Origin of the sequence: Nocardioides sp. Iso805N (assembly GCF_000364605.1) — a bacterium.
GTDB lineage: Bacteria > Actinomycetota > Actinomycetes > Propionibacteriales > Nocardioidaceae > Nocardioides.
Genome location: NZ_KB822576.1, coordinates 19,147 through 38,986, shown reverse-complemented (window position 1 = coordinate 38,986; position 19,840 = coordinate 19,147). Strand labels below are relative to the sequence as shown.

26 protein-coding genes and 1 riboswitch are annotated in these 19,840 nt (G+C 70.8%); of the genes, 22 read left to right on the top strand and 4 right to left on the bottom strand.

What is annotated here, in order from left to right; genetic code table 11:
- From fmt to H036_RS0104340, 15 genes are all read left to right on the top strand, one after another.
- Nucleotides 1-924: a methionyl-tRNA formyltransferase gene (gene fmt, locus H036_RS0104410; protein WP_017933567.1), complete on the top strand. Its 924-nt coding sequence runs from the start codon at nt 1-3 to the stop codon at nt 922-924.
- 79 nt (nt 925-1,003) lie between these two features.
- A complete protein-coding gene (locus H036_RS0104405) occupies nt 1,004-2,287 on the top strand; it encodes an RsmB/NOP family class I SAM-dependent RNA methyltransferase (protein WP_442852437.1) in 1,284 nt (427 codons plus the stop codon).
- Nucleotides 2,284-2,901: a LysE family translocator gene (locus H036_RS0104400; protein WP_017933565.1), complete on the top strand. Its 618-nt coding sequence runs from the start codon at nt 2,284-2,286 to the stop codon at nt 2,899-2,901. The genes H036_RS0104405 and H036_RS0104400 overlap by 4 nt, the downstream gene beginning before the upstream one ends.
- Nucleotides 2,902-2,975: 74 nt before the next feature.
- Entirely contained in the window at nt 2,976-3,956 is a 981-nt protein-coding gene (locus H036_RS0104395; RefSeq protein WP_017933564.1) for a DNA polymerase domain-containing protein, read from the top strand.
- A gap of 20 nt (nt 3,957-3,976) precedes the next feature.
- Nucleotides 3,977-4,633: a ribulose-phosphate 3-epimerase gene (gene rpe, locus H036_RS0104390; protein ID WP_036487560.1), complete on the top strand. Its 657-nt coding sequence runs from the start codon at nt 3,977-3,979 to the stop codon at nt 4,631-4,633.
- 89 nt (nt 4,634-4,722) lie between these two features.
- Nucleotides 4,723-4,898, top strand: a riboswitch (FMN riboswitch).
- Nucleotides 4,899-4,978: 80 nt separating this feature from the next.
- Nucleotides 4,979-6,031: a bifunctional diaminohydroxyphosphoribosylaminopyrimidine deaminase/5-amino-6-(5-phosphoribosylamino)uracil reductase RibD gene (gene ribD / locus H036_RS0104385; protein WP_017933562.1), complete on the top strand. Its 1,053-nt coding sequence runs from the start codon at nt 4,979-4,981 to the stop codon at nt 6,029-6,031.
- Entirely contained in the window at nt 6,031-6,669 is a 639-nt protein-coding gene (locus H036_RS0104380; RefSeq protein ID WP_017933561.1) for a riboflavin synthase, read from the top strand. The genes ribD and H036_RS0104380 overlap by 1 nt, the downstream gene beginning before the upstream one ends.
- Nucleotides 6,666-7,373: a nicotinamide mononucleotide transporter family protein gene (locus H036_RS0104375; protein WP_017933560.1), complete on the top strand. Its 708-nt coding sequence runs from the start codon at nt 6,666-6,668 to the stop codon at nt 7,371-7,373. Before H036_RS0104380 ends, H036_RS0104375 begins: the two co-directional genes overlap by 4 nt.
- Nucleotides 7,370-8,680 (top strand): bifunctional 3,4-dihydroxy-2-butanone-4-phosphate synthase/GTP cyclohydrolase II, encoded by a 1,311-nt coding sequence (locus H036_RS0104370; protein ID WP_017933559.1) that lies wholly within the window; start codon nt 7,370-7,372, stop codon nt 8,678-8,680. Before H036_RS0104375 ends, H036_RS0104370 begins: the two co-directional genes overlap by 4 nt.
- A complete protein-coding gene (gene ribH / locus H036_RS0104365) occupies nt 8,677-9,165 on the top strand; it encodes a 6,7-dimethyl-8-ribityllumazine synthase (protein ID WP_017933558.1) in 489 nt (162 codons plus the stop codon). Before H036_RS0104370 ends, ribH begins: the two co-directional genes overlap by 4 nt.
- Nucleotides 9,166-9,257: 92 nt before the next feature.
- Entirely contained in the window at nt 9,258-9,674 is a 417-nt protein-coding gene (locus H036_RS0104360) for a YccF domain-containing protein (protein ID WP_017933557.1), read from the top strand.
- A gap of 2 nt (nt 9,675-9,676) precedes the next feature.
- Nucleotides 9,677-10,138: a GNAT family N-acetyltransferase gene (locus tag H036_RS0104355; RefSeq protein WP_017933556.1), complete on the top strand. Its 462-nt coding sequence runs from the start codon at nt 9,677-9,679 to the stop codon at nt 10,136-10,138.
- 160 nt (nt 10,139-10,298) lie between these two features.
- Nucleotides 10,299-10,562: a phosphoribosyl-ATP diphosphatase gene (locus H036_RS0104350; RefSeq protein WP_017933555.1), complete on the top strand. Its 264-nt coding sequence runs from the start codon at nt 10,299-10,301 to the stop codon at nt 10,560-10,562.
- 10 nt (nt 10,563-10,572) lie between these two features.
- The gene (gene hisG / locus H036_RS0104345) at nt 10,573-11,436 is read left to right on the top strand and encodes an ATP phosphoribosyltransferase (protein WP_017933554.1); all 864 of its coding nucleotides are present in this window, start codon (nt 10,573-10,575) and stop codon (nt 11,434-11,436) included.
- The gene (locus tag H036_RS0104340; protein ID WP_017933553.1) at nt 11,420-11,905 is read left to right on the top strand and encodes a PH domain-containing protein; all 486 of its coding nucleotides are present in this window, start codon (nt 11,420-11,422) and stop codon (nt 11,903-11,905) included. The genes hisG and H036_RS0104340 overlap by 17 nt, the downstream gene beginning before the upstream one ends.
- A gap of 106 nt (nt 11,906-12,011) precedes the next feature.
- Here the strand turns inward: H036_RS0104340 and H036_RS0104335 are convergent, their stop codons facing one another.
- From H036_RS0104335 to H036_RS0104320, 4 genes are read right to left on the bottom strand one after another with little or no spacing between them, the layout of a single operon-like run.
- A complete protein-coding gene (locus tag H036_RS0104335) occupies nt 12,012-12,932 on the bottom strand; it encodes an aldose 1-epimerase family protein (RefSeq protein WP_017933552.1) in 921 nt (306 codons plus the stop codon).
- Between the two features lie 59 nt (nt 12,933-12,991).
- Nucleotides 12,992-13,504, bottom strand: a complete 513-nt coding sequence (locus H036_RS0104330; RefSeq protein WP_017933551.1) for a uridine kinase family protein — start codon at nt 13,502-13,504, stop codon at nt 12,992-12,994.
- 16 nt (nt 13,505-13,520) lie between these two features.
- Nucleotides 13,521-14,768, bottom strand: a complete 1,248-nt coding sequence (locus tag H036_RS0104325; RefSeq protein ID WP_017933550.1) for an amino acid deaminase/aldolase — start codon at nt 14,766-14,768, stop codon at nt 13,521-13,523.
- Nucleotides 14,765-15,202, bottom strand: coding sequence for a hypothetical protein (locus H036_RS0104320; protein WP_017933549.1), 438 nt, complete (start codon nt 15,200-15,202; stop codon nt 14,765-14,767). Before H036_RS0104320 ends, H036_RS0104325 begins: the two co-directional genes overlap by 4 nt.
- Nucleotides 15,203-15,237: 35 nt before the next feature.
- On the opposite strand from H036_RS0104320, the gene H036_RS0104315 reads away from it, so the two are divergent.
- The 7 genes from H036_RS0104315 (at nt 15,238) to H036_RS0104285 (ending at nt 19,786) form a co-directional block, all read left to right on the top strand.
- Entirely contained in the window at nt 15,238-15,756 is a 519-nt protein-coding gene (locus tag H036_RS0104315; RefSeq protein WP_017933548.1) for an SseB family protein, read from the top strand.
- A gap of 337 nt (nt 15,757-16,093) precedes the next feature.
- Nucleotides 16,094-16,786 (top strand): translation initiation factor IF-3, encoded by a 693-nt coding sequence (gene infC / locus H036_RS0104310; protein ID WP_081615439.1) that lies wholly within the window; start codon nt 16,094-16,096, stop codon nt 16,784-16,786.
- A gap of 27 nt (nt 16,787-16,813) precedes the next feature.
- The gene (gene rpmI / locus H036_RS0104305; RefSeq protein WP_017933546.1) at nt 16,814-17,008 is read left to right on the top strand and encodes a 50S ribosomal protein L35; all 195 of its coding nucleotides are present in this window, start codon (nt 16,814-16,816) and stop codon (nt 17,006-17,008) included.
- 62 nt (nt 17,009-17,070) lie between these two features.
- Entirely contained in the window at nt 17,071-17,454 is a 384-nt protein-coding gene (gene rplT / locus H036_RS0104300; RefSeq protein WP_017933545.1) for a 50S ribosomal protein L20, read from the top strand.
- 24 nt (nt 17,455-17,478) lie between these two features.
- A complete protein-coding gene (locus H036_RS0104295) occupies nt 17,479-18,345 on the top strand; it encodes a TrmH family RNA methyltransferase (RefSeq protein WP_026145771.1) in 867 nt (288 codons plus the stop codon).
- A gap of 47 nt (nt 18,346-18,392) precedes the next feature.
- Nucleotides 18,393-19,406 carry a sensor histidine kinase gene (locus tag H036_RS0104290; RefSeq protein WP_017933543.1) on the top strand — a complete coding sequence of 338 codons (1,014 nt, stop codon included), beginning with the start codon at nt 18,393-18,395 and terminating at the stop codon, nt 19,404-19,406.
- A complete protein-coding gene (locus H036_RS0104285) occupies nt 19,403-19,786 on the top strand; it encodes an iron chaperone (protein WP_017933542.1) in 384 nt (127 codons plus the stop codon). Before H036_RS0104290 ends, H036_RS0104285 begins: the two co-directional genes overlap by 4 nt.
- Nucleotides 19,787-19,840: the final 54 nt, after the last annotated feature.

The following is a 19,840-nucleotide window of genomic DNA, read 5'->3' as shown; positions in this document are numbered from 1 at the left end:
ATGCGCTGTGTCTTCGCCGGCACCCCGGACGTCGCGGTGCCCTCGCTGGACGCCATCGCCGCCAGTGGGCACGAGCTGGTCGGCGTCGTCACCCGCCCCGACGCACCCACCGGCCGCGGCCGCAAGCTGGTCGCGTCTCCGGTGGCGCAGCGGGCTGAGGAGCTCGGCGTACCCGTGCTCAAGCCGGACCACCCGCGCGATCCCGCCTTCCAGGAGCAGCTCAAGGCGCTCGCCCCGGACGTCTGTCCGGTGGTCGCCTACGGCGCGCTGCTGCCGCAGAGCGCCCTGGACATCCCCGAGCACGGCTGGGTCAACCTGCACTTCTCGCTGCTGCCCTCCTACCGGGGAGCGGCCCCGGTGCAGCGCGCGATCTGGGAGGGCGAGGAGATCACCGGCGCCACCACGTTCCGGATCGTCAAGGAGCTCGATGCAGGTCCGACGTACGGCCTGATGACGCAGACGATCCGCCCCGACGACACCGCCGGCACGCTGCTGGCCAAGCTCGCCGAGGGCGGTGCCGGCCTGTTGGTCGCTACCCTGGACGGGATCGCCGACGGTTCGCTGGTCGCCCGCGAGCAGCCGAGCGACGGCATCACCTATGCCGCCAAGATCAACCCCGAGGACGCGCAGATCACCTGGACCCACCCCGCGGCAGGCATCGAGCGGCAGATCCGCGCGTGCTCGCCGGCGCCGGGCGCCTGGACACTGCTGGACGGCGAGCGATTCAAGATCGGCCCCGTGCAGCTCACCGACGAGAAGCTCGAGCCGGGCACCCTCGAGGTGCGCAAGAACGAGGTCCTCGTCGGCACCGGCACTGTCGCGGTGCGGCTCGGCACGGCGAAGGCGAACGGCCGCAAGGAGATGTCCGCCGCCGACTGGGCGCGCGGTGCGCGGGTGGAGTCCGGTGTCCGGTTCGAGGCGTGAGTCGCGCGGGGGACGTGGCCAGGGCCGCCGCCCCGGTACGCCGCCGCGCAGTGGCCGCGCGCCTGTCGACCCGGCGAGGCTGGCGGCGTTCGAGGTGCTCAAGGCCGTCCGCGTCGAGGATGCCTACGCCAACCTCGTGCTGCCGCACGTGCTCGGCCGGCTCGGCCTGAGCGGACGCGACGCCGCCTTCGCCACCGAGCTCGCCTCTGGCACGCTGCGCGGCCGCGGGACCTACGACGCGATCCTGGCCCGCTGCATCGACCGCCCGCTGGCCAAGGTCGAGGCGAAGGTGCTCGACGCGCTGCGGCTCGGCACCCACCAGCTCCTCGCCATGCGGGTGCCGACGCATGCCGCCATCGCCACCACCGTCGACCTGGTGAAGTCGAAGGTCGGCCCCGGTGCCGGCGGGTTCAGCAACGCGGTGCTGCGCAAGGTCGCCGAGCGTTCGCTGGCGGAGTGGACCGACGGGATGGCGCTGCCGGAGCGCACGTCGCACCCGGCGTGGATGGTCGAGCTGCTGCGTGATGCCCTCGGCGTCCCCGATGAGCTCGAGGCGCTGCTGGCCGCGGACAACGAGCCGCCGCGGGTGACGTTGGTGGCTCGACCGGGCCGCGCGGTCCGGGACGAGATCGTGGGGGAGCCCACCCGCTTCTCGCCGTACGGCGTGACGCTCGCCGGCGGCTCACCCGCCGGGATCGCGGCCGTGGCCGAGGGGCGCGCGGGGGTGCAGGACGAGGGCTCGCAGCTGGTCGCACTAGCCCTCTCCGAGGCACCCGTCTCCGGTCGTGACGAGCTGTGGCTGGACCTGTGCGCCGGCCCCGGCGGCAAAGCGGCACTGCTCGATGCATTAGCGAACGAGGCCGGTGCCGTGCTGATCGGCAACGAGCGAGCGCCGCACCGCGCCGGCCTGGTCCGCGCGAACGGGGTCGCGCGCGTGGTCGCCGCTGACGGCATCCGGCCGCCGTTCGCACCCGGATCCTTCGACCGGGTGCTGGTCGACGCCCCGTGCAGCGGGCTCGGTGCGCTGCGCCGACGCCCCGAGGCCCGCTGGCGCCGCCGCCCCGCCGACATCACCGAGCTGGTCCCGCTGCAGCGCGACCTGCTGCGCTCCGCCCTCGACCTGGTCCGACCTGGAGGCGTGGTGGTCTACGCGACCTGCAGCCCGGTGCTCGAGGAGACCCGCGACGTGGTGGCTGCCCTCTGCGACGAGGACCCGAACGTGACGCTCGAGCCCGTGTCGGGCGTGGCCGGCGGCGTACCTGAAGCGCGAGGGCCGCTGGCCGGCACGGTGCAGCTGTGGCCGCACCGGCACGGCACCGACGCGATGTTCATCGCCGTGCTTCGCAAGGGGGCGGCGCGATGAGCACCTACCCGACCTTCCTGCTCTTCGCCGTGCTGCTCGCGCTCGCGCCCGGGCCGGACACGTTCATCACGCTGCGCGTGACGGTGGCTGGTGGGAGGCAGCGCGGGCTGTGGACCGTCGCCGGCATCATCGCCGCCAACGTCGTCCTCGGCGTCCTCGCGGCGACCGGCCTCGGTGCGGTGATCCGCAACGCCCACACGGTCTTCGACGTGCTGCGCTGGTTCGGCGTGGTCTACCTGGCCTGGCTCGGCCTGCAGGCGGTCTGGGCAGGGCTGCGCGGTGACGGCGACGGCTGGAAGTCGGGCGGTGGCACCCGGCTGGCGCCGCACGCAGCGATGCGTCAGGGCTTCGTCTCGACCTTTACCAACCCGAAGGCGCTGGCGTTCTACCTGGCCGTGCTGCCGCCGTTCGTCAGCTCGGACGCCGGGTTCGCCGAGCTGATGGCCTATGCGCTCACCCTCGCGGTGCTGGGTGGCATCTACCTGGTCAGCATCACTCTCGTCGCGCACGGCGCGATGACCTTCATCCGCCAGGAGCGCGTACGCCGCGGCATCGACGCGGGGGTGGGCGTGATCATGCTTGGGTTCGCGGGCGCACTGGCGCTGGACAGCTGAGCGTTGTGAGTCTCAGCGTGGTCCCTGGGTCACGCTGACACTCGCAACCCGTCCGGGCTGGCTAGGCTCGCAGCGTGCCGTCATCACCGCCCTCCGTCGAGATCGAGGTCGACAACCGCGTCATCAAGGTGACGAACCCGGACCGGGTCTACTTCCCCCAAGCTGCCGGATTCGACGGCGGGGCGACGAAGCTGGATCTGGTCGACTACTACCTCGCCGTGGGGCCCGGCATCGTCAACGCGCTCTACGAGCGGCCCTGCATGCTGCACCGCTTCCCCAAGGGCCTGACCGGCGAGCCGGGGGAGAAGGTGCACCAGAAGCGGCTGCCGGCGGGTGCGCCGGACTGGGTGGAGACGGTGCAGCTGTTCTTCCCGCGCTGGAAGCGCACCGCTGACGAGCTCTGCGTGACCGAGCTCGGCGCGGTGATCTGGGCGGTGCAGATGTCGACGGTGGAGTTCCATCCCTGGAACAGTCGTCGTGCGGAGACCGAGCAGCCGGACGAGTGGCGGATCGATCTCGATCCCGGTCCGGCGTCGACCTACGACGACGTACGCCGGGCCGCGCATGTCGCCCACGAGGTGCTCGACGACCTCGGTGCGGTCGGCTACCCCAAGACCTCGGGCAGCAAGGGGATGCACATCTACGTCCGGATCGCGCCCGACCACGGTTTCCCCGACGTACGCCGTGCCGCCCTCGCCTTCGCCCGCGAGGTCGAGCGCCGTGCGGGCGGCGACGTCACGACCACGTGGTGGAAGAAGGATCGCGATCCGGCAGCCGTCTTTGTGGACTGGAACCAGAACACCCGGGACCACACCATCGCTGCCGCCTACTCCGTGCGCGGTCTGCCCGATGCGCGCGTCTCCACGCCGATCCGATGGGAGGAGATCGACGAGGCTGACCCTCGCGACTTCACCATCGCGACGGTGCCCGAGCGTTTCGCCCGGCTCGGTGACCTGCACGCCGACATCGATGACCACGTCTACGACATCGCCCCGCTGCTGGAGTGGGCCGACCGCGACGAACGGGACGGCGCCGCCCCGCCGCCGACGCCCTAGACTCCTGGGCCGTGGGACACATCCAGATCACCCCCAGCATCCTCAACGCCGACTTCGCCAACCTGGCCGGTGAGGTGGCCCGGATCGGCAGCGCCGACTGGGTGCACGTGGACGTGATGGACAACCACTTCGTGCCCAACCTGACCCTGGGACCGGTGATGGTGGAGGCGCTCAGCAGGGCCACCAGCATCCCCCTGGACGCGCACCTGATGATCGAGGACGCCGATCGGTGGGCGCCCACGTACGCCGAGGCAGGTGCCGGCAGCGTGACGTTCCACGTCGAGGCGGCCAAGGCTCCCGTGCGGCTCGCCCGGGAGATCCGCGCGCAGGGTGCCCGGGCCAGCATGGCGCTCAAGCCGGCCACGCCGATCGAGCCCTACGAGGACCTCCTGGCCGAGCTCGACATGGTGCTGATCATGACGGTGGAGCCGGGCTTCGGCGGACAGAAGTTCCTGGACCTGTGCCTGCCCAAGATCCGCCGCGCGCGGGCGCTGATGGACAAGCACGGTCTGGAGACCTGGCTGCAGGTCGACGGCGGCGTCAGCCTGGAGACGATCGAGCGCTGCGCCGAGGCCGGGGCCGACGTCTTCGTGGCCGGTTCGGCGGTCTACTCCGCCCAGGACCCCGACGCGATGGTGCAGTCGCTGCGTGCCGCGGCCGAGGCCGCTCGCGGCTGACCCCCACGGCGGGCCGTTCCACCTGGCGAGCACGCCCGGGAATGTCGAGTGGGCGGCTGTGGTTCAATGACCGCAGACGAGTGAACAGCTCGCGTGCTCTGGGGGCGGTGAAATTCCGCACCGGCGGTGACTGGGCAGATGCCCGGAAGTCCGCGACCCGATGGCAGCCAGCCATCGGTTGACCAGGTGCCCGATGCGAAGCATCCTGCTTCGTGTCGGAAGTCCTGGACCGACGGTCAAAGTCCGGATGGAAAGACGCACGCGGTCATCGCTGGCCGGGGTCGAGCACCCCGTTGTCAGGCGAGCCGCCGCCCCAGGGTCCGTGACCGGACAGAAGGGGCAGTGATGGCCGACCAGCCAGCCGACGTGGCTGAGACCGAGATCGCGGCGATGCGCCGTGCGCTCGACTTGGCCGCGCTCGGCCCCTTCAGCCCCAACCCCCGGGTCGGCTGCGTGCTTCTCGCCGACGACGGCAGCGTCGTTGCCGAGGGATATCACCGAGGCGCCGGCACGCCGCACGCGGAGGCTGATGCGCTGGACCGGGCGGGGGAGGCCGCGCGCGGGACCACGGCGATCGTCACCCTCGAGCCGTGCAACCACACCGGCCGGACCGCGCCGTGCGCGCAACGCCTGGTCCAGGCAGGGGTACGCCGCGTCGTCTTCGCCCAGCCCGATCCCAATCCGGTCGCAGCGGGCGGAGCCGAGACGCTGCGGGCAGCCGGCATCGAGGTCGTCTCCGGCGTACTGGCCGAGGAGTCGCGCACGCTCAACCGGGCCTGGTCGCGGTCAGTGGAGCTGCAGCGACCGTTCGTGACCTGGAAGTTCGCCACCACCCTGGACGGTCGTTCGGCCGCGACCGACGGCACCTCGCGCTGGGTCTCCAGTGCCGCGGCGCGCCGCGACACGCACCTGCTGCGGGCAGAGTGCGACACGATGCTGGTCGGTGCGAACACGGTCGCGGTGGACGACCCGCTACTGACGGTGCGAGACGATGCCGGCAACCCCCTGCCGCGGCAGCCGCTGCGCGCGGTGATGGGACTGCGCGACCTGCCCGAGACGCGCCGGGTGTTCAACAGCGATGCCGAGACGGTCGTGCTGCGCACGCACGACCCGCACGCTGCCCTCGTCGAGCTCTGGGGCCGCGAACGTCGGCACGTGTTCCTGGAGGGCGGTCCGACGCTGGCCGCAGCTTTCCTGAGTGCCGGCCTCGTCGACGAGATCGTCGTCTACGTCGCCCCGATGCTGCTCGGCGCCGGTCGCACCGCCGTCGCCGACCTCGGCATCACCACGATCGGCGCGGCAATGCGTCCGCGCGTCACCGACATCACCGTCCTCGAGCCGCTCCCCGGAGACGGCGACGAGGAGCCCAACGTCCGCCTCACCATGGAGATGCACTGATGTTCACCGGAATAGTCGAGGAGCTCGGCACCATCGCGGCCATCGAGGACCAGGGCGACGCGCTCAGGCTGACCGTTGCCGCCCGGACCGTCCTCGAGGGCGTCGCGCTCGGCGACTCGATCGCCGTCAACGGCTGCTGCCTGACCGTCGCGACGCTCGGCCCGGAGGACCAGACGCCGCGGACGTGGACCGCCGACGTCATGCAGGAGACCCTCGACAAGACCTCGCTGTACGGCGCGAAGACCGGCGACCGGGTCAACCTCGAACGAGCGGTGACGCCGCAGACGCGCCTGGGCGGCCACATCGTCCAGGGCCACGTCGACGGCGTCGGCGAGATCCTGCGCCGTACGCCCAGCGAGCACTGGGAGGTTGTCGAGATCTCGCTGCCCGCGCAGCTGAGCCGTTACCTGGTCGACAAGGGCTCGATCACCGTCGACGGGGTCAGCCTGACCGTCGTGGAGGCCGGCGCGTCCAGCTTCACCATCAGCCTGATCCCGGAGACGCTGGCGCGCACCACGCTGGGCGTGCGCCAGGTCGGCGAACGGGTCAACCTGGAGGCCGACATCCTGGCCAAGCACGTCGAGAAGCTCCTCGCGGCCGGAGTCGTCCCCGGTTCGGGTGCCGAGGTGAACGCATGAGCGTGCTCAACTGGCTCTACGACGCCCAGATCACCATCGCGGGCCACCCGATCACCTGGCGCGAGATCATCGGCAACGCGTTCGGGTTCGGCTCGGCGATCGGCGGACTGCGCCGCAAGGTGTGGGCCTGGCCGATCGGCATCGTCGGCAACGCGCTGCTGTTCAGCGTCTTCATCGCCGCGACGTTCCACCAGGGCGCGCAGGTGCCGCTGTTCGGTCAGGCCGGGCGGCAGGTCTTCTTCATCGTGACCAGCATCTACGGCTGGTGGCGGTGGCGTGGCACCCGTGCCGTGCACGAGGCGGCCGGTGACGACCACGCCGTCTCGCCGCGCTGGGCCACAGCGCGCGAGAGACTCGCGTACGTCGCGGTCTGGGTCGCCGGCGTCCTGGTGTTCCAGTGGCTCTTCGCCGTCATCGGGGCCGGCTGGCCCGCCCCGCGCTGGTACTACTGGTGCGACGCGTGGATCTTCGTCGGTTCGTTCATCGCCACCTTCGCGATGGCCCGTGGCTGGGTCGACTTCTGGCTGTGCTGGATCGCCGTCGACCTGGTCGGAGTGCCCGAGCTGTGGCACTCGCAGTACTACCCGTCCGCCGTCCTCTACGCCGTCTACGCGGCGCTGGTCGTCTACGGGTTCACCGTCTGGCTCCGCGTCTCCCGCCGGGAGAGTGCACCGGAGGCAGCCTTGGTAGGAGAAGCAGCATGACCGAGCAGTCCATCCACCACGAGCCGCAGCACGGCGGCGTCCGACTCGACCCGGTCGAGCGGGCGATCGCCGACATCGCCGCCGGCAAGGCGGTCGTCGTGGTCGACGACGAGGGCCGGGAGAACGAGGGCGACATCATCTTCGCGGCCGCCAAGGCGACGCCGGAGCTGATGGCCTTCACCATCCGGCACTCCAGTGGCGTGATCTGCGTGCCGATGCCCGGCGAGATGCTCGACCGGCTCGAGATCCCGCTGATGACGCCGCACAACCGGGACAAGCTGCGCACGGCGTACACGATCTCGGTGGATGCCCGCGATGGTGTCACGACCGGGATCTCGGCCGCCGACCGCGCACACACGGCGCGTGCGCTGGCCGACTCGGCGACGGAGCCGTGGGAGCTGACCCGACCCGGGCACGTCTTCCCGCTGCGCTACCGCGAGGGCGGCGTGCTGGTCCGGCGCGGTCACACCGAGGCGGCCGTCGACCTGGCCACCCTCGCCGGGCTGACGCCTGCGGGCGTGCTGGTCGAGGTGGTCAACGACGACGGCACCATGAAGCGCGCACCCGAGCTGCGGGCCTTCGCCGACGAGCACGGCCTGGCGATGATCTCGATCGAGGACCTGGTCCGCTACCGGCGGCGTACCGAGGTGCTCGTCGAGCGCAAGGCGGAGACGCGCCTGCCGACCAAGTACGGCGACTTCACCGCCTACGGGTACTACGTCCCTGTCGACGGCTCCGAGCACGTGGCGCTGGTGCACGGTGACATCGCCGCGGCCGTCGCCGCCGGCGAGCCGGTGCTGACCCGCGTGCACTCCGAGTGCCTGACCGGCGACGTCTTCGGTTCGCAGCGGTGCGACTGCGGTCCGCAGCTGGACGAGGCCCTGGAGCGGATCGTGGCCGAGGGCCGCGGCGTGGTGATCTACCTGCGCGGCCACGAGGGTCGCGGGATCGGGCTGGTCGCCAAGCTGCAGGCCTACCAGCTGCAGGACGGTGGCCGCGACACGGTGGACGCCAACCTCGACCTCGGCCTGCCGGCTGACGCGCGGCACTACGGCGCGGCCACCCAGATCCTGCGCGCCCTGGGTGCGACCTCGGTGCGGCTGCTGACCAACAACCCCGACAAGGTGCGTAACCTCGAGGACTACGGCATCAAGGTCGCGGAGCGGGTCCCACTCACGCCGCACCCCAACGACCACAATCTGGCCTATCTGCTGACCAAGCGCGACAGGATGGGGCACGTGCTGCCGGACCTGGACGATCACGTCGGCAGCGAGACGCACGAGAAGATCGAGGAGCAGAACGCATGAGTGGTCACGGAGCACCCCAGGCGCAGCCCACGGACTGCCACGACCTGCGCGTCGCGGTGGTGGCGGCGAGCTGGCACGACGTGGTGATGGGCGGACTGCTGGCCGGTGCCGACCGCGCGTTGGCCGACCACCGGGTCGAGGCGCCCGTGGTGGTCCGCGTGCCGGGCACCTTCGAGCTGCCGGTCGTCGCCGCGGCGCTGGCCAAGGAGGGCTTCGACGCGGTCGTGGCCCTCGGTGTGGTGATCCGCGGCGGCACGCCGCACTTCGAGTACGTCTGCTCGGCCGCCACCGACGGGCTCAACCGGGTCGCGCTGGATCACGGCGTGCCCGTCGGCTTCGGCGTCCTGACCTGCGACACCGAGGAGCAGGCCCTCGACCGGGCCGGCCTCGAGGGCTCGGCCGAGGACAAGGGCTACGAGGCGACCGCAGCGGCGCTGGCCACCGCGGGCACGCTCAAGCGGATCAAGCGGCACTTCCAGGGCTGAGCGAGGGCCGAGATCAGCCTCACCGCCGAGGCCCGCGCCGGCCGCGGCTGGAGATGCTGCGCGAGAAGCACACTCGGTCGTAGATTGCCAGAGTGCGCCTGATCCTGAACCTCATCTGGCTGGTCCTGTGCGGGTTCTGGATGTTCCTGGGCTACCTGTTCTTCGGGGTGATCTGCTGCATCCTGATCATCACCATCCCCTTCGGGTTGGCGTCCTTCCGGATCGCGGGCTTCGCCCTGTGGCCGTTCGGGCGCACCATCGTGCGTCGCGCGGACGCAGGCGCCGCGTCGACGATCGGCAACGTGATCTGGTTCGTCTTCGCCGGGCTGTGGCTGGCCATCGGCCACCTCATCACCGGCGTCGCGCTGTGCCTGACCATCATCGGCATCCCGCTCGGGCTGGCGAACTTCAAGCTCATCCCGGTCTCGCTGATGCCGCTGGGACGCGTGGTCGTGACCACCGAACAGGCCGCTGCGATCGAGGCCGGCTGGGTCGGGCCGGAGTTCTGAGGGTGTTGATCCGTGCGGCGCTCACCGCTGACGCCGAGGAACTCGCCGCGTTGCACCTGCGGGTGTGGGACCAGACCTATACCGGCCTCCTAGACGCGGCCCTGCTCGCCGCGAGAGCCGCCGAGCCGGCGGGGGAGCGGGCAGCGAGGTGGCGCGACCGGCTCGGCACCCCGACCTGGGTAGCCGTCGAGGAGAGCAGCATCGTGGGCTTTGCCCAAGCGGGACCCGGCCGCGATCAGGATCGCCCCGGACTCGAGCTGATGTCGCTGTACACGCTCGACGCGGTGCACGGCACCGGTGTCGGCCGTGATCTGTTGACCGTTGCGGTGGGTGACAGCCCGGCGTACCTGTGGGTCTTCGAGGGCAACGATCGCGCGGTGCGTTTCTATCGGAAGCACGGCTTCGTCTTCGACGGGACCCGACGTCAGGACCGGTACGGCGCGGAGGCGAGGATGGTGCGCTGAGCGACGTGCTCTCCGTGGGCCCCACGAGTTTCGTCCGACTTCATCGCAGGTGCTCGCCTACACGTCCTGACCGCCCGAGGAGCTTGCGCGCGATGCTCCCGGACGTCGTCGGTGAGACCCGCGGTCGGCGCCGCCGGCGTACGGCCTAGGCTTGGGGCCTGTGAAGACGTTCGAGGAGCTGTGGGTCGAGCTCGCCGAGAAGGCCCGCACCCGCCCCGAGGGATCTGGTACGACGAAGCTCCTCGACGGCGGCGTCCATGCCATCGGCAAGAAGCTGGTCGAGGAGGCCGCCGAGTCCTGGATGGCCGCCGAGCACGAGGGCAAGGACGCTGCTGCCCTCGAGCTCAGCCAGCTGCTCTACCACGCTCAGGTCATGATGCTCGCGGCCGGCCTGAGTCTCGACGACGTCTACGCCCACCTCTGAGGACCCCACCATGGCATCCACCAACGGCCTCCTGCGCATCGCCGTCCCCAACAAGGGCGCCCTGTCCCAGGCCGCGTCCGACATGCTTCGCGAGGCCGGCTACCGACAGCGCGAGGACGCCAAGCGCCTGACCCTCATCGACGAGGAGAACGGCGTCGAGTTCTTCTACCTGCGCCCGCGCGACATCGCCCTCTACGTCGGCGAGGGCACCCTCGACGTCGGCATCACCGGCCGCGACCTGTTGCACGACTCCGGTGCGAAGGCCGAGGAGGTGCTGCCGCTCGGCTTCGGTCGCAGCCGGTTCCGCTTCGCCGGGCGCACCGGAGCCTTCACCAGCCTCGACGAGCTGGCCGGAAAACGGATCGCCACGTCGTATACGGGCGTGGTGCGGACCTTCCTGGCCGAGCACGGCATCGAGGCGAGCGTCACCCGCCTCGACGGCGCGGTCGAGACGAGCATCCAGCTCGGCGTCGCCGACGTGATCGCCGACGTCGTCGAGACCGGCTCGACGCTTCGCCAGGCAGGCCTCGAGCCGTTCGGGGAGACGATCCTGGAGTCCGAGGCGGTCGTGATCACCCGCAGCGAGGCGATCGACTCGGCTGTCTACGAGACGTTCCTGCGGCGTATCGAGGGCGTCCTGGTCGCGCGCAGCTACGTGATGATGGACTACGACATCCGTGCCCAGGACGTGCCCGCAGCCACCCAGCTGGCGCCGGGCCTGGAGGGCCCGACGGTCAGCCCGCTGCACCGCGAAGGCTGGGTCGCGGTCCGCGTGATGGTGCCGCGACAGGGCGCGCAGAAGCTGATGGACGACCTGTGGGCCATCGGCGCTCGCGCCATCCTGCTGACCGACATCCATGCCTGCCGCCTCTGACGCGGGCGCGCCGCGGCCGGCGCCCCCCGCTCCGCCGGCGCTGCCCAAGACCTGGCGTCCCTTCGGCGTCCGCGCGATGGGCATCGTGCTGGTGGTGTGTCTCTACGGTCTGTGCGCCATGTCTTGGATCGAGTTCGACGACGAGACCCGGGCGAAGTTCACCGTCTTCGAGAAGGGCACGCTGCTGTTCTTCGGGCTGCTCATCCTGGTGCTGGTGCATGCCCTGATCCGCTCGCGGGTCGAGGCGCGGCCTGAGAAGCTGGTGGTGGTCAACGGCTATCGGCGCCGCGACCTGGCCTGGGAGCAGGTGCTCGCCGTGCACCTCCCGCCGGGGGCACCATGGGTGACCCTCGACCTCGCCGACGGTACGGCGGTACCCGCCATGGGCATCCAGGCCTCGGACGGCGGCCGTGCCAAGGCGGCGGCCCGGGAGCTGCGCGCGCTCGTCGCTGCTCCGCCGCAGGCCTGATTCGGGACTTGGTCCGGGTTGAGTCGGGCCTTGGTCCGGGTTGAGTCGGGCCTTGGGCCAGCGTTGCCCGGACGGAGACGAGATTCGACGCGGACGGAGGCATCACTCAGCGGGCCCGGATGCCCCAGCTAGCGCTGAAGGTCTCACCCGGTGCCAGCACGACCAGGTCCTCGCCGGAGTTGAAGGCGTCGACCGGGGCGGTCATCGGCTCGATCGCGATCGAGGCCCGCGGAGGGGTGCGGTCGTCGGCGGTGTAGAGCATCAGCCAGCGGTGACGGTCGTCCATCCACAGCTGCACGGCCCGCTCACCGCCGTCGGCGTCGACCGTGCTCAGGGTCACGGTGGCACTGCCATCGGCGTCCCTGGCCAGGTCGGTGAAGCAGTCGTCGAGCGAGGTCTCGCCGATCACGCGTGGCTCGCGGAAGTCGTGGGAGGTACCCGCCACGGACGCCCTGCCGATCGGCAGCATCCGCTCACGATCCGTCTCCAGCATGGTCGCCGCCGGCGCGTGCAGCGTCCACGGGTCGACGGTGCCGCCGATGTCGAGGGTCAGGTAGGGGTGCGCGCCGGAGGCGTAGGGAGCGTCGGTCGTGCTGCGGTTGGTCGCCGACTGGGTGACGGTCAGGCCCTCCCCGCCGAGCTCGTAGACCACGCCGAGGTCGAGCACCCACGGGTAGCCCGACTGGGCCGGCAGTCGCAGGCCCATCTCGATCCGGCCCGCGCTCCGCGCAACGAAGTGCCACGCGGCCCAGCGGGCCAGGCCGTGCGAGGCGTTGTGCCGGGCCGGCTCACTGAGCGGAAGCTGCAGCGAGGCTCCCTCGAAGGTGTAGCGGCCATCGCGGATCCGATTGGGCCAGGGCATCAGCAGCTGACCGCGGCAGGCACTGGGCATGGTGTCCTCGGCGAAGCCGTCGATCAGCCGTCGCCCGTCCTTGGCCAGTAGCCGGAGCGAGGCGCCCGCCTCGGTGATGGTCGCGGCATAGCCCGCCGCCTCGATCTCATACTGCTCACCCGTCGGTGCAACCATGGCGGCAGGCTATCGGGTGCCGTCGAGACCCCGCACGGTCCGATCGTCATGGTCCGATCTCACTGCCAGACCAGGTCCGCGGCCGCGCGGGTGCCCTCCCGGGCGAACAAGGCCTCCTCGTCGCGCTGCCAGGCGGCGATGAACGGCTCCGCCGCAGTGCCGTCCCGGGCCCGCCACCGATCCAGCCGCACCTGCGGCGGGGCATCCACCCAGACCAGCAGCGTGCGCACCGCGGCGTACGCAGCCAACCCGCTGCCGACGCCCTCCAGGACCAGCAGCGGCGCGGGCGGCACCCTCACCGTCTCGGCGAGGCGCCCCGCCGCCCAGTCGTAGCGCCGGTAGGTCCCCGGCTCACCCTGCGCCAGCGGTCCGAGCAGGGTCGCAAGCTGTTCATCGATGCGGGGGAGGCCGGACCAGCCGTCGTACAGGTCGTCGAGGTGGACGACCGCCGCCGCCGTCAGTGCCGCGACCTCGGCAGCGAGGGTGGTCTTGCCGGAGCCAGCAGGGCCGTCGAGGCACAGCAGCCGTCCGGACCCGAGCGTGGGCGGCTTCGACAGGAGGAGCGAGACCACGCCGGGGGCGGAAGATTCAGAAGGCGAGCCCATGACCTCGGTACGTCGGTGCAGCCTGCACGATCCGCTCGCCCTCCACGAGGTAGCACGTGGGGGTGTGCTCGAAGAGCTCGCCGGACTTCGCGTGCCGGAACCACACCAGGTCGCCCACCCGCAGCCGCTCGGTGGCCTCGCCGGTCAGCGGTGTCTGCACCTCGCCGGCGCCCTCGAGGGGCGTGACCGCGAGTCCCGCCGGCGCCCAGGGGACAGGCAGCCGGTCGGGTCCTGCCGGCCCGGAGGCGGACAGACCGCCGCCGTGCACGGTGACCATCCCGGCGGCGGGGCGCCGCGTGACGGGCACGGCGAAGTAGGCCGCGGGCCGCGGTGCGAAGGCACGGTAGTGGTCGAACAGCCCCGGCACCAGGAGCCCGGAGCCGGCGGTCACCTCGGTCACGGTCGGGTCCGACGAGGAGGTCTCCAGCGAGCCCGAGCCGCCGGCGTTCCAGAACTCCAGCTCGGTCAGCTCGTGCAGGCCGGCCGCGATCGCCGCCCGTCGCTGTTGCAGCTGCGAGACCGAGAGCGCCTTGACGCGTCGTACGGCGAAGGAGCGGGCGCGCTGCCCTGGCACGTCGTCCGCGAGTCCGGCGACCTGACCCTCGTAGGTCATCACCCCGACCAGTCGGAAGCCGGACCGCGACACGATGGCTCGGGCCAGGTCGATCACCGCTCCGGCGGCAAGCAGGGGAGAGCGCTTGGGGCCCAGGTGGCGGCCGGCGACCTGCAGCCCGGCGTCGACGTCGATGGCGATCCGTACGGGCACGGCCAGGGACGAGCGCACCGAGTCGATCGCGTCGAGGTGCTCGACCGAGTCGGCCATGAGAGTGATCCGCGCGGCCGCGGACGGCGAGCCGACCAGCCGCTCCAGGGCACCGCGATCCACGGTCGGGTAGGCGACCACGACGTCGTCGCTGATGCCCTGCTCGACCAGCCACAGCGCCTCGGCCAGCGTGTAGCCGAGGACGCCCTGGAACCCGGGTGCGGCCAGTGCGCGCGAGATCAGTGCGGGCACGCGGAGCGACTTGGAGGCGACCCGGATCGGCGTACCGCCGGCGCGGCGGGCCAGGTCGGCGGCATTCGCGTCGAACGCGTCGAGGTCGACGACCATCGTCGGCGTGGGCAGGGGCTCCTCGTAGCCGGCGACGGCGGCATTGAGCCGGGTCCAGAGCCGGTTGCGGGCAGCGACCGACGCCGGTCCGGCCACCGGACCGTGGGAGGCGGCGCTCACGAGATGCCGTGCTTCTTGAGGATCGCCTCGATGTCGTCGAGGTCGTCGCCCAGGCCGAGGTCGGCTCCGGCCGGCGCCTTGCCGCTCTTCTTCGTGCGCACGGCCTTCGGTGTGCCGCTGCCGGCGTCCACGTCACCGGAGCGGCCGGAGAGCCGGGTCGAGACGCCGATGAGCAGGAAGCCGACGACGGCCATCACCAGACCGAGCCAGACGGCGGGGTTCCAGACGAAGCCGACGGCCCAGTCACTGACCGCGGTGCCGATCCGGCCGAGCAGCCGCAGCGTGTGGGTGAAGTACGCCGCCAGTGGCAGCAACGTGATGCCGGCCCATCGCACGGCTGCGGCGGGGCCGGCCTGCTTGGCGCGCATCCAGGTCACGCAACCAAAGACCAGTGTCAGCGCCAGCGCTAGAGCGCCCCAGGCGATGTCGTCCATGAGGCCATCTTCCCACTCGCTGGTTCAATAGGCGCGTGGAACACCACGACAGCGCTCCGGATCAGCGTCGCCTGCAAGTACCCGCCTTCCCGGACGACGACGGGACCGCTGGGACGGCGGTCGCTGACGCACTCGCCCGCTACGCGAGCGATCGGGCCGCATACCCGCAGGCGTTGGCCGCCCTGGCCGACGACCGGGTGCTGGTGCCGGTCGTCGCGGTGCTCGGCGAGATCGAGTACGACGCCCAGGGACTCGCCCACGACAAGACCAGTGACATGGCCACCGTGCTGCTCACCGGTGCCGACGGCCGGCAGGCGCTGCTCGCCTTCACCAGCATGGCCACGATGGCGGCGTGGCGTGCCGACGCCCGGCCCGTGCCGGTCTCCTCGCGTGACGCGGCTCGTGCCGCGGTGCAGGAGGAGGCGCACGCGATCGTCGTCGACGTGGCCGGTCCCGCGACGTTCGTGATCGAGGGGGAGGATCTGCACGCGATGGCGCGCGGTTGGCAGCTCACCTGGGTCGGGGAGCGGACCGCCTGGGTCGCGCCCGCCTGAGAGGCTCGTTCGCCGAGCGTGTCGAGGCGCCTGAATTGGTCGCGCCGGGAATGGTCGGGTAGGGTCCGGTGTTGACCGATCAGTCGACAACCGTCGGCTGATCCGCAAGCGGAGACAGCAGCAACGTTTCCCACCCGCATCGACCACCGCAAGATCAGGTCGTCGGGTCCGGTCCAGGAGCAGGTTTTGGGCATCATGCCTGATTTCTGTCTTCGGGTGCGAGCCCTAGCTTTGGGACTCGTCGCGACTGGCTTCCGCTTGTGACAGCGGAAGCCTTTTTTCGTTCTCGGGCCAGTGTGCACATGGTCCGAACGCGTGGAAGGCCTCCTGACAGACGATCACTGGAGGACACATCAGCACCGAGCTTCGTATCAACGACCGGATCCGCGTACCCGAGGTCCGCCTCGTTGGTCCCAATGGCGAGACCGTCGGCATCGTGCCGACGGCCGACGCACTGCGCCTTGCCCAGGAGGCAGACCTCGACCTCGTCGAGATCGCCCCGATGGGCAAGCCCCCGGTCTGCAAGCTCATGGACTACGGGAAGTTCAAGTACGAGAACGCCCAGAAGGCTCGTGAGGCGCGTCGAAACCAGACGAACGTGATCATCAAGGAGATGAAGCTTCGTCCGAAGATCGACAGCCACGACTACGAGACCAAGAAGGGTCACGTAGTCCGCTTCCTCAAGGCCGGTGACAAGGTCAAGATCACGATCATGTTCCGTGGCCGTGAGCAGCACCGTCCCGAGCTCGGCTTCCGGCTGCTGCAGAAGCTGGCCGAGGACGTCCAGGAGCTCGGCTTCGTGGAGTCCTCGCCCAAGCAGGACGGCCGCAACATGGTGATGGTCCTCGGTCCGAACAAGAAGAAGGCCGACGCCAAGGTCGACCAGCAGGTCGCCAAGGAAGAGAAGGCGGCCGAGCGCGAGGCGGACCAGGCGGCTGAGCGCGCCGAGCGCGCCACCCACACCGGGCCGGTCGCGCAGAAGAAGGAGCGGGGTCGCTCCGAGAATCTCGACCCCGAGATCGACGCCTGAGTTTTCAGTACGAAAGAGAGAGCAGAGATGCCGAAGAACAAGAGCCACTCCGGTGCCGGCAAGCGCTTCCGCGTGACCGGCTCGGGCAAGATCCTTCGCGAGAAGGCTGGCAAGCGTCACAACCTGGAGAAGAAGCCCTCCAAGGTCACCCGCCGCATGACCGGCACCGTCGAGGTCGCCAAGAACGACGTCCCGCGCGCCAAGAAGCTGCTGGGTCTCTGATCTTTCCCCGGGCACAGCGCCGCCGAGGCCTGGCCACCAGATTTTCACGCAAGGAGTAACACATGGCACGCGTCAAGCGCGCAGTAAACGCCGCCAAGAAGCGCCGCGTCACCCTCGAGCGGGCCTCCGGCTACCGCGGTCAGCGTTCGCGCCTCTACCGCAAGGCCAAGGAGCAGGTCACCCACTCGCTGGTCTACAGCTACAACGACCGCCGCAAGAACAAGGGCAACTTCCGTCGTCTGTGGATCCAGCGCATCAACGCCGGTGCGCGTGCCGAGGGCCTGACCTACAACCGCTTCATCCAGGGCCTGGGCCTTGCTGGTGTCGAGGTCGACCGCAAGATCCTCGCCGACCTTGCCGTCAACGACGTGGCCGCGTTCAACGCGCTGGTCGAGGTCGCCAAGAACGCCCTCCCCGAGGACGTCAACGCTCCGGTCTCCGCCTGATCCTTCGTCATCGAGCCTGTCGAGATGACTCCCCTTTCCGCGGGCAACAGCCGCGTGAAGGAGGCAAGGAAGTTGAGCCGCCGCTCCGCTCGCGCGCAGCGGCGGCTCTTCCTTGCTGACGGCCCGAAGGCCGTCGAGGGCGCGCTCTCCACGGTGCTGGGCTCCGGAGAGGGCTGCGTGGTCGAGGTCTTCGCCACGCCAGCCGCAGCCGAGGAGTACGCCGAGCTGCTCGCGCCCGCTGCCGCTCAGGATGTGCCGGTGACGCTGGTCGAGCCGCGCGCCATCGAGCTGCTCTCCGACTCGGTCACTCCCGCCGGACTGGTCGCTGTCTGTCGCTTCCTCGACGTCGAGTGGTCAGATCTCGCCGGTCGAGAGGTCGGTTCCAGCGGGTCGAGTGGTCCGCGGCTGGTAGCGATCTGTGCCGATGTCCGCGACCCCGGCAACGCCGGCACCGTGATCCGCTGCGCCGATGCGGCCGGAGCCGATGCCGTGGTGCTGGCCGGCGACGCTGTCGATCTGTACAACCCCAAGACCATCCGCGCCTCCGTCGGCTCGGCGTTCCACCTGCCGATCGTGATCGAGCGAGACCCGCTCGTCGCCGTACGGGCCGCGCGGGCGGCGGGTCTGGCAGTGCTGGCAGCAGACATGGGGGGTGAGGCCACCATCTTCGACGGCGACGCGCTGCTGGCGCGGCCGTCGGCCTGGCTGCTGGGCAACGAGGCATGGGGCTTGCCCCCAGCTCTGGCTGCCGAGGCCGACCATGTCGTCAGCATCCCGATCTTCGGTCGTGCCGAGAGCCTCAACCTCTCCACGGCAGCGGCGCTGTGCCTCTACGCCAGCGCCCGCGCCCAGCGCGCGTCGATGAGTGCGGCCTCGACTCTCCCGGACTGAGCTCTCGACGTCGCGGAGTGGCCTGTCGACTTGGCTAGGGTGAGGTCGTGGACGCACAGGACCTGGCCGACAGTCTCCCCGATGGCGTCGTGCTCGCCGATCGGAGCGGCCGGGTCACCCTGGTCTCGGCCGTGGCCGCCCGCATGCTCGGGATCGATGCCGCCGCTGCGGTCGGCGCACCGCTCGAGCAGACCCTGACGCTGCGCGACGGTGAGGGCTGCAGCTGGGTCGACGTCAACCAGCCGTACGGTGGGTTGAGGTCGCGCACCGGGGTGCCGGAGCAGTCCTGGCTGTTGCCGAACGGCACCGAGGTGCTGGTCGTGGCCCGGATCGGCAGCGACAGGACACTGGCGATCACGCTGCGCAGCGGGCGCGGCAGGGCACGGCTCGACCGAGAGCGATCGGACCTGGTCGCGACGGTCGCGCACGAGCTGCGTAGCCCCCTGACCGGCGTGAAGGGGTTCGTCCAGGCGCTGCTCAACCGCTGGGACAAGCTCAACGACGAGCAGAAGAAGCTGATGCTCACCACCGTGCACGCCGACTCCGACCGGCTCTCACGGCTGATCGCCGAGCTGCTCGACGTGGCCAGGATCGACACCGGTAGGCTGCAGCTCTACCCCCGGCCGTGCGACGCCGCCGTCCTGGTCGGCCGGGTCGTCGATTCGGTGCAGGCCGGTACGGCGCGGGGCATCGAGCTCAGCGCGGCCGAGGAGCTGCCCGAGATCCTCGCCGACCCCGACAAGTTCACCCAGGTGATCACCAACCTGGTGGAGAACGGCGTGCGCCACGGCGAGGGCGTCGTACGGGTGCGGCTGGAGCCGACGGAGGGCGGGGTGCGGGTGCTGGTCGACGACGAGGGCGACGGCATCCCTGCGGACCTGCGCAAGCGCGTGTTCACCAAGTTCTGGAAGGGCGGTGCCCGGGGCGGTTCCGGGCTGGGGCTCTACCTGGTCGGGGGTCTGACCAGGGCGCACGGCGGGACGGTGACGATCGCCGACGCACCGGGCGGGGGAGCACGGATCGTGGTCGAGTGGCCCGGCGAGGACCCGAGGCTGGCATGACGGCGGCCGAGCCGCGGGCGATCGAGGAGTATCTCGCCGGCCTCGAGCCGGCCAAGCGTGAGCCGGTGGAGCGCTACTACGCCCGGGCGGCCGATCTGATCGAGGCAGTGCAGGTCGGGCGCAGCTACGCGATGCCGTGCTACCTCTACCGCGGGAAGGGACTGATCAGCGTCATGGCCACCCAGCAGGGGCTGTCGGTCATTCCGTTCAGCGGCTCCGTCACCCAGCAGCTCCGCGCCGCGCACGCCGACGCCGCCCTCGATCTCTCCGAGGGCTCCGGCTCGATCCGGATCACTTTGGCCTCGCCGCTGCCCGACGCGCTCTTCGACGAGCTGATCCGGCTCCGGGCGGCCGAGATCGACGCCAAAGCGCGCCGCTGAGGCACGATCCGCGAGCGGCTCGGACCCTCGTCGAGGCCCATTCGGAGGACGATA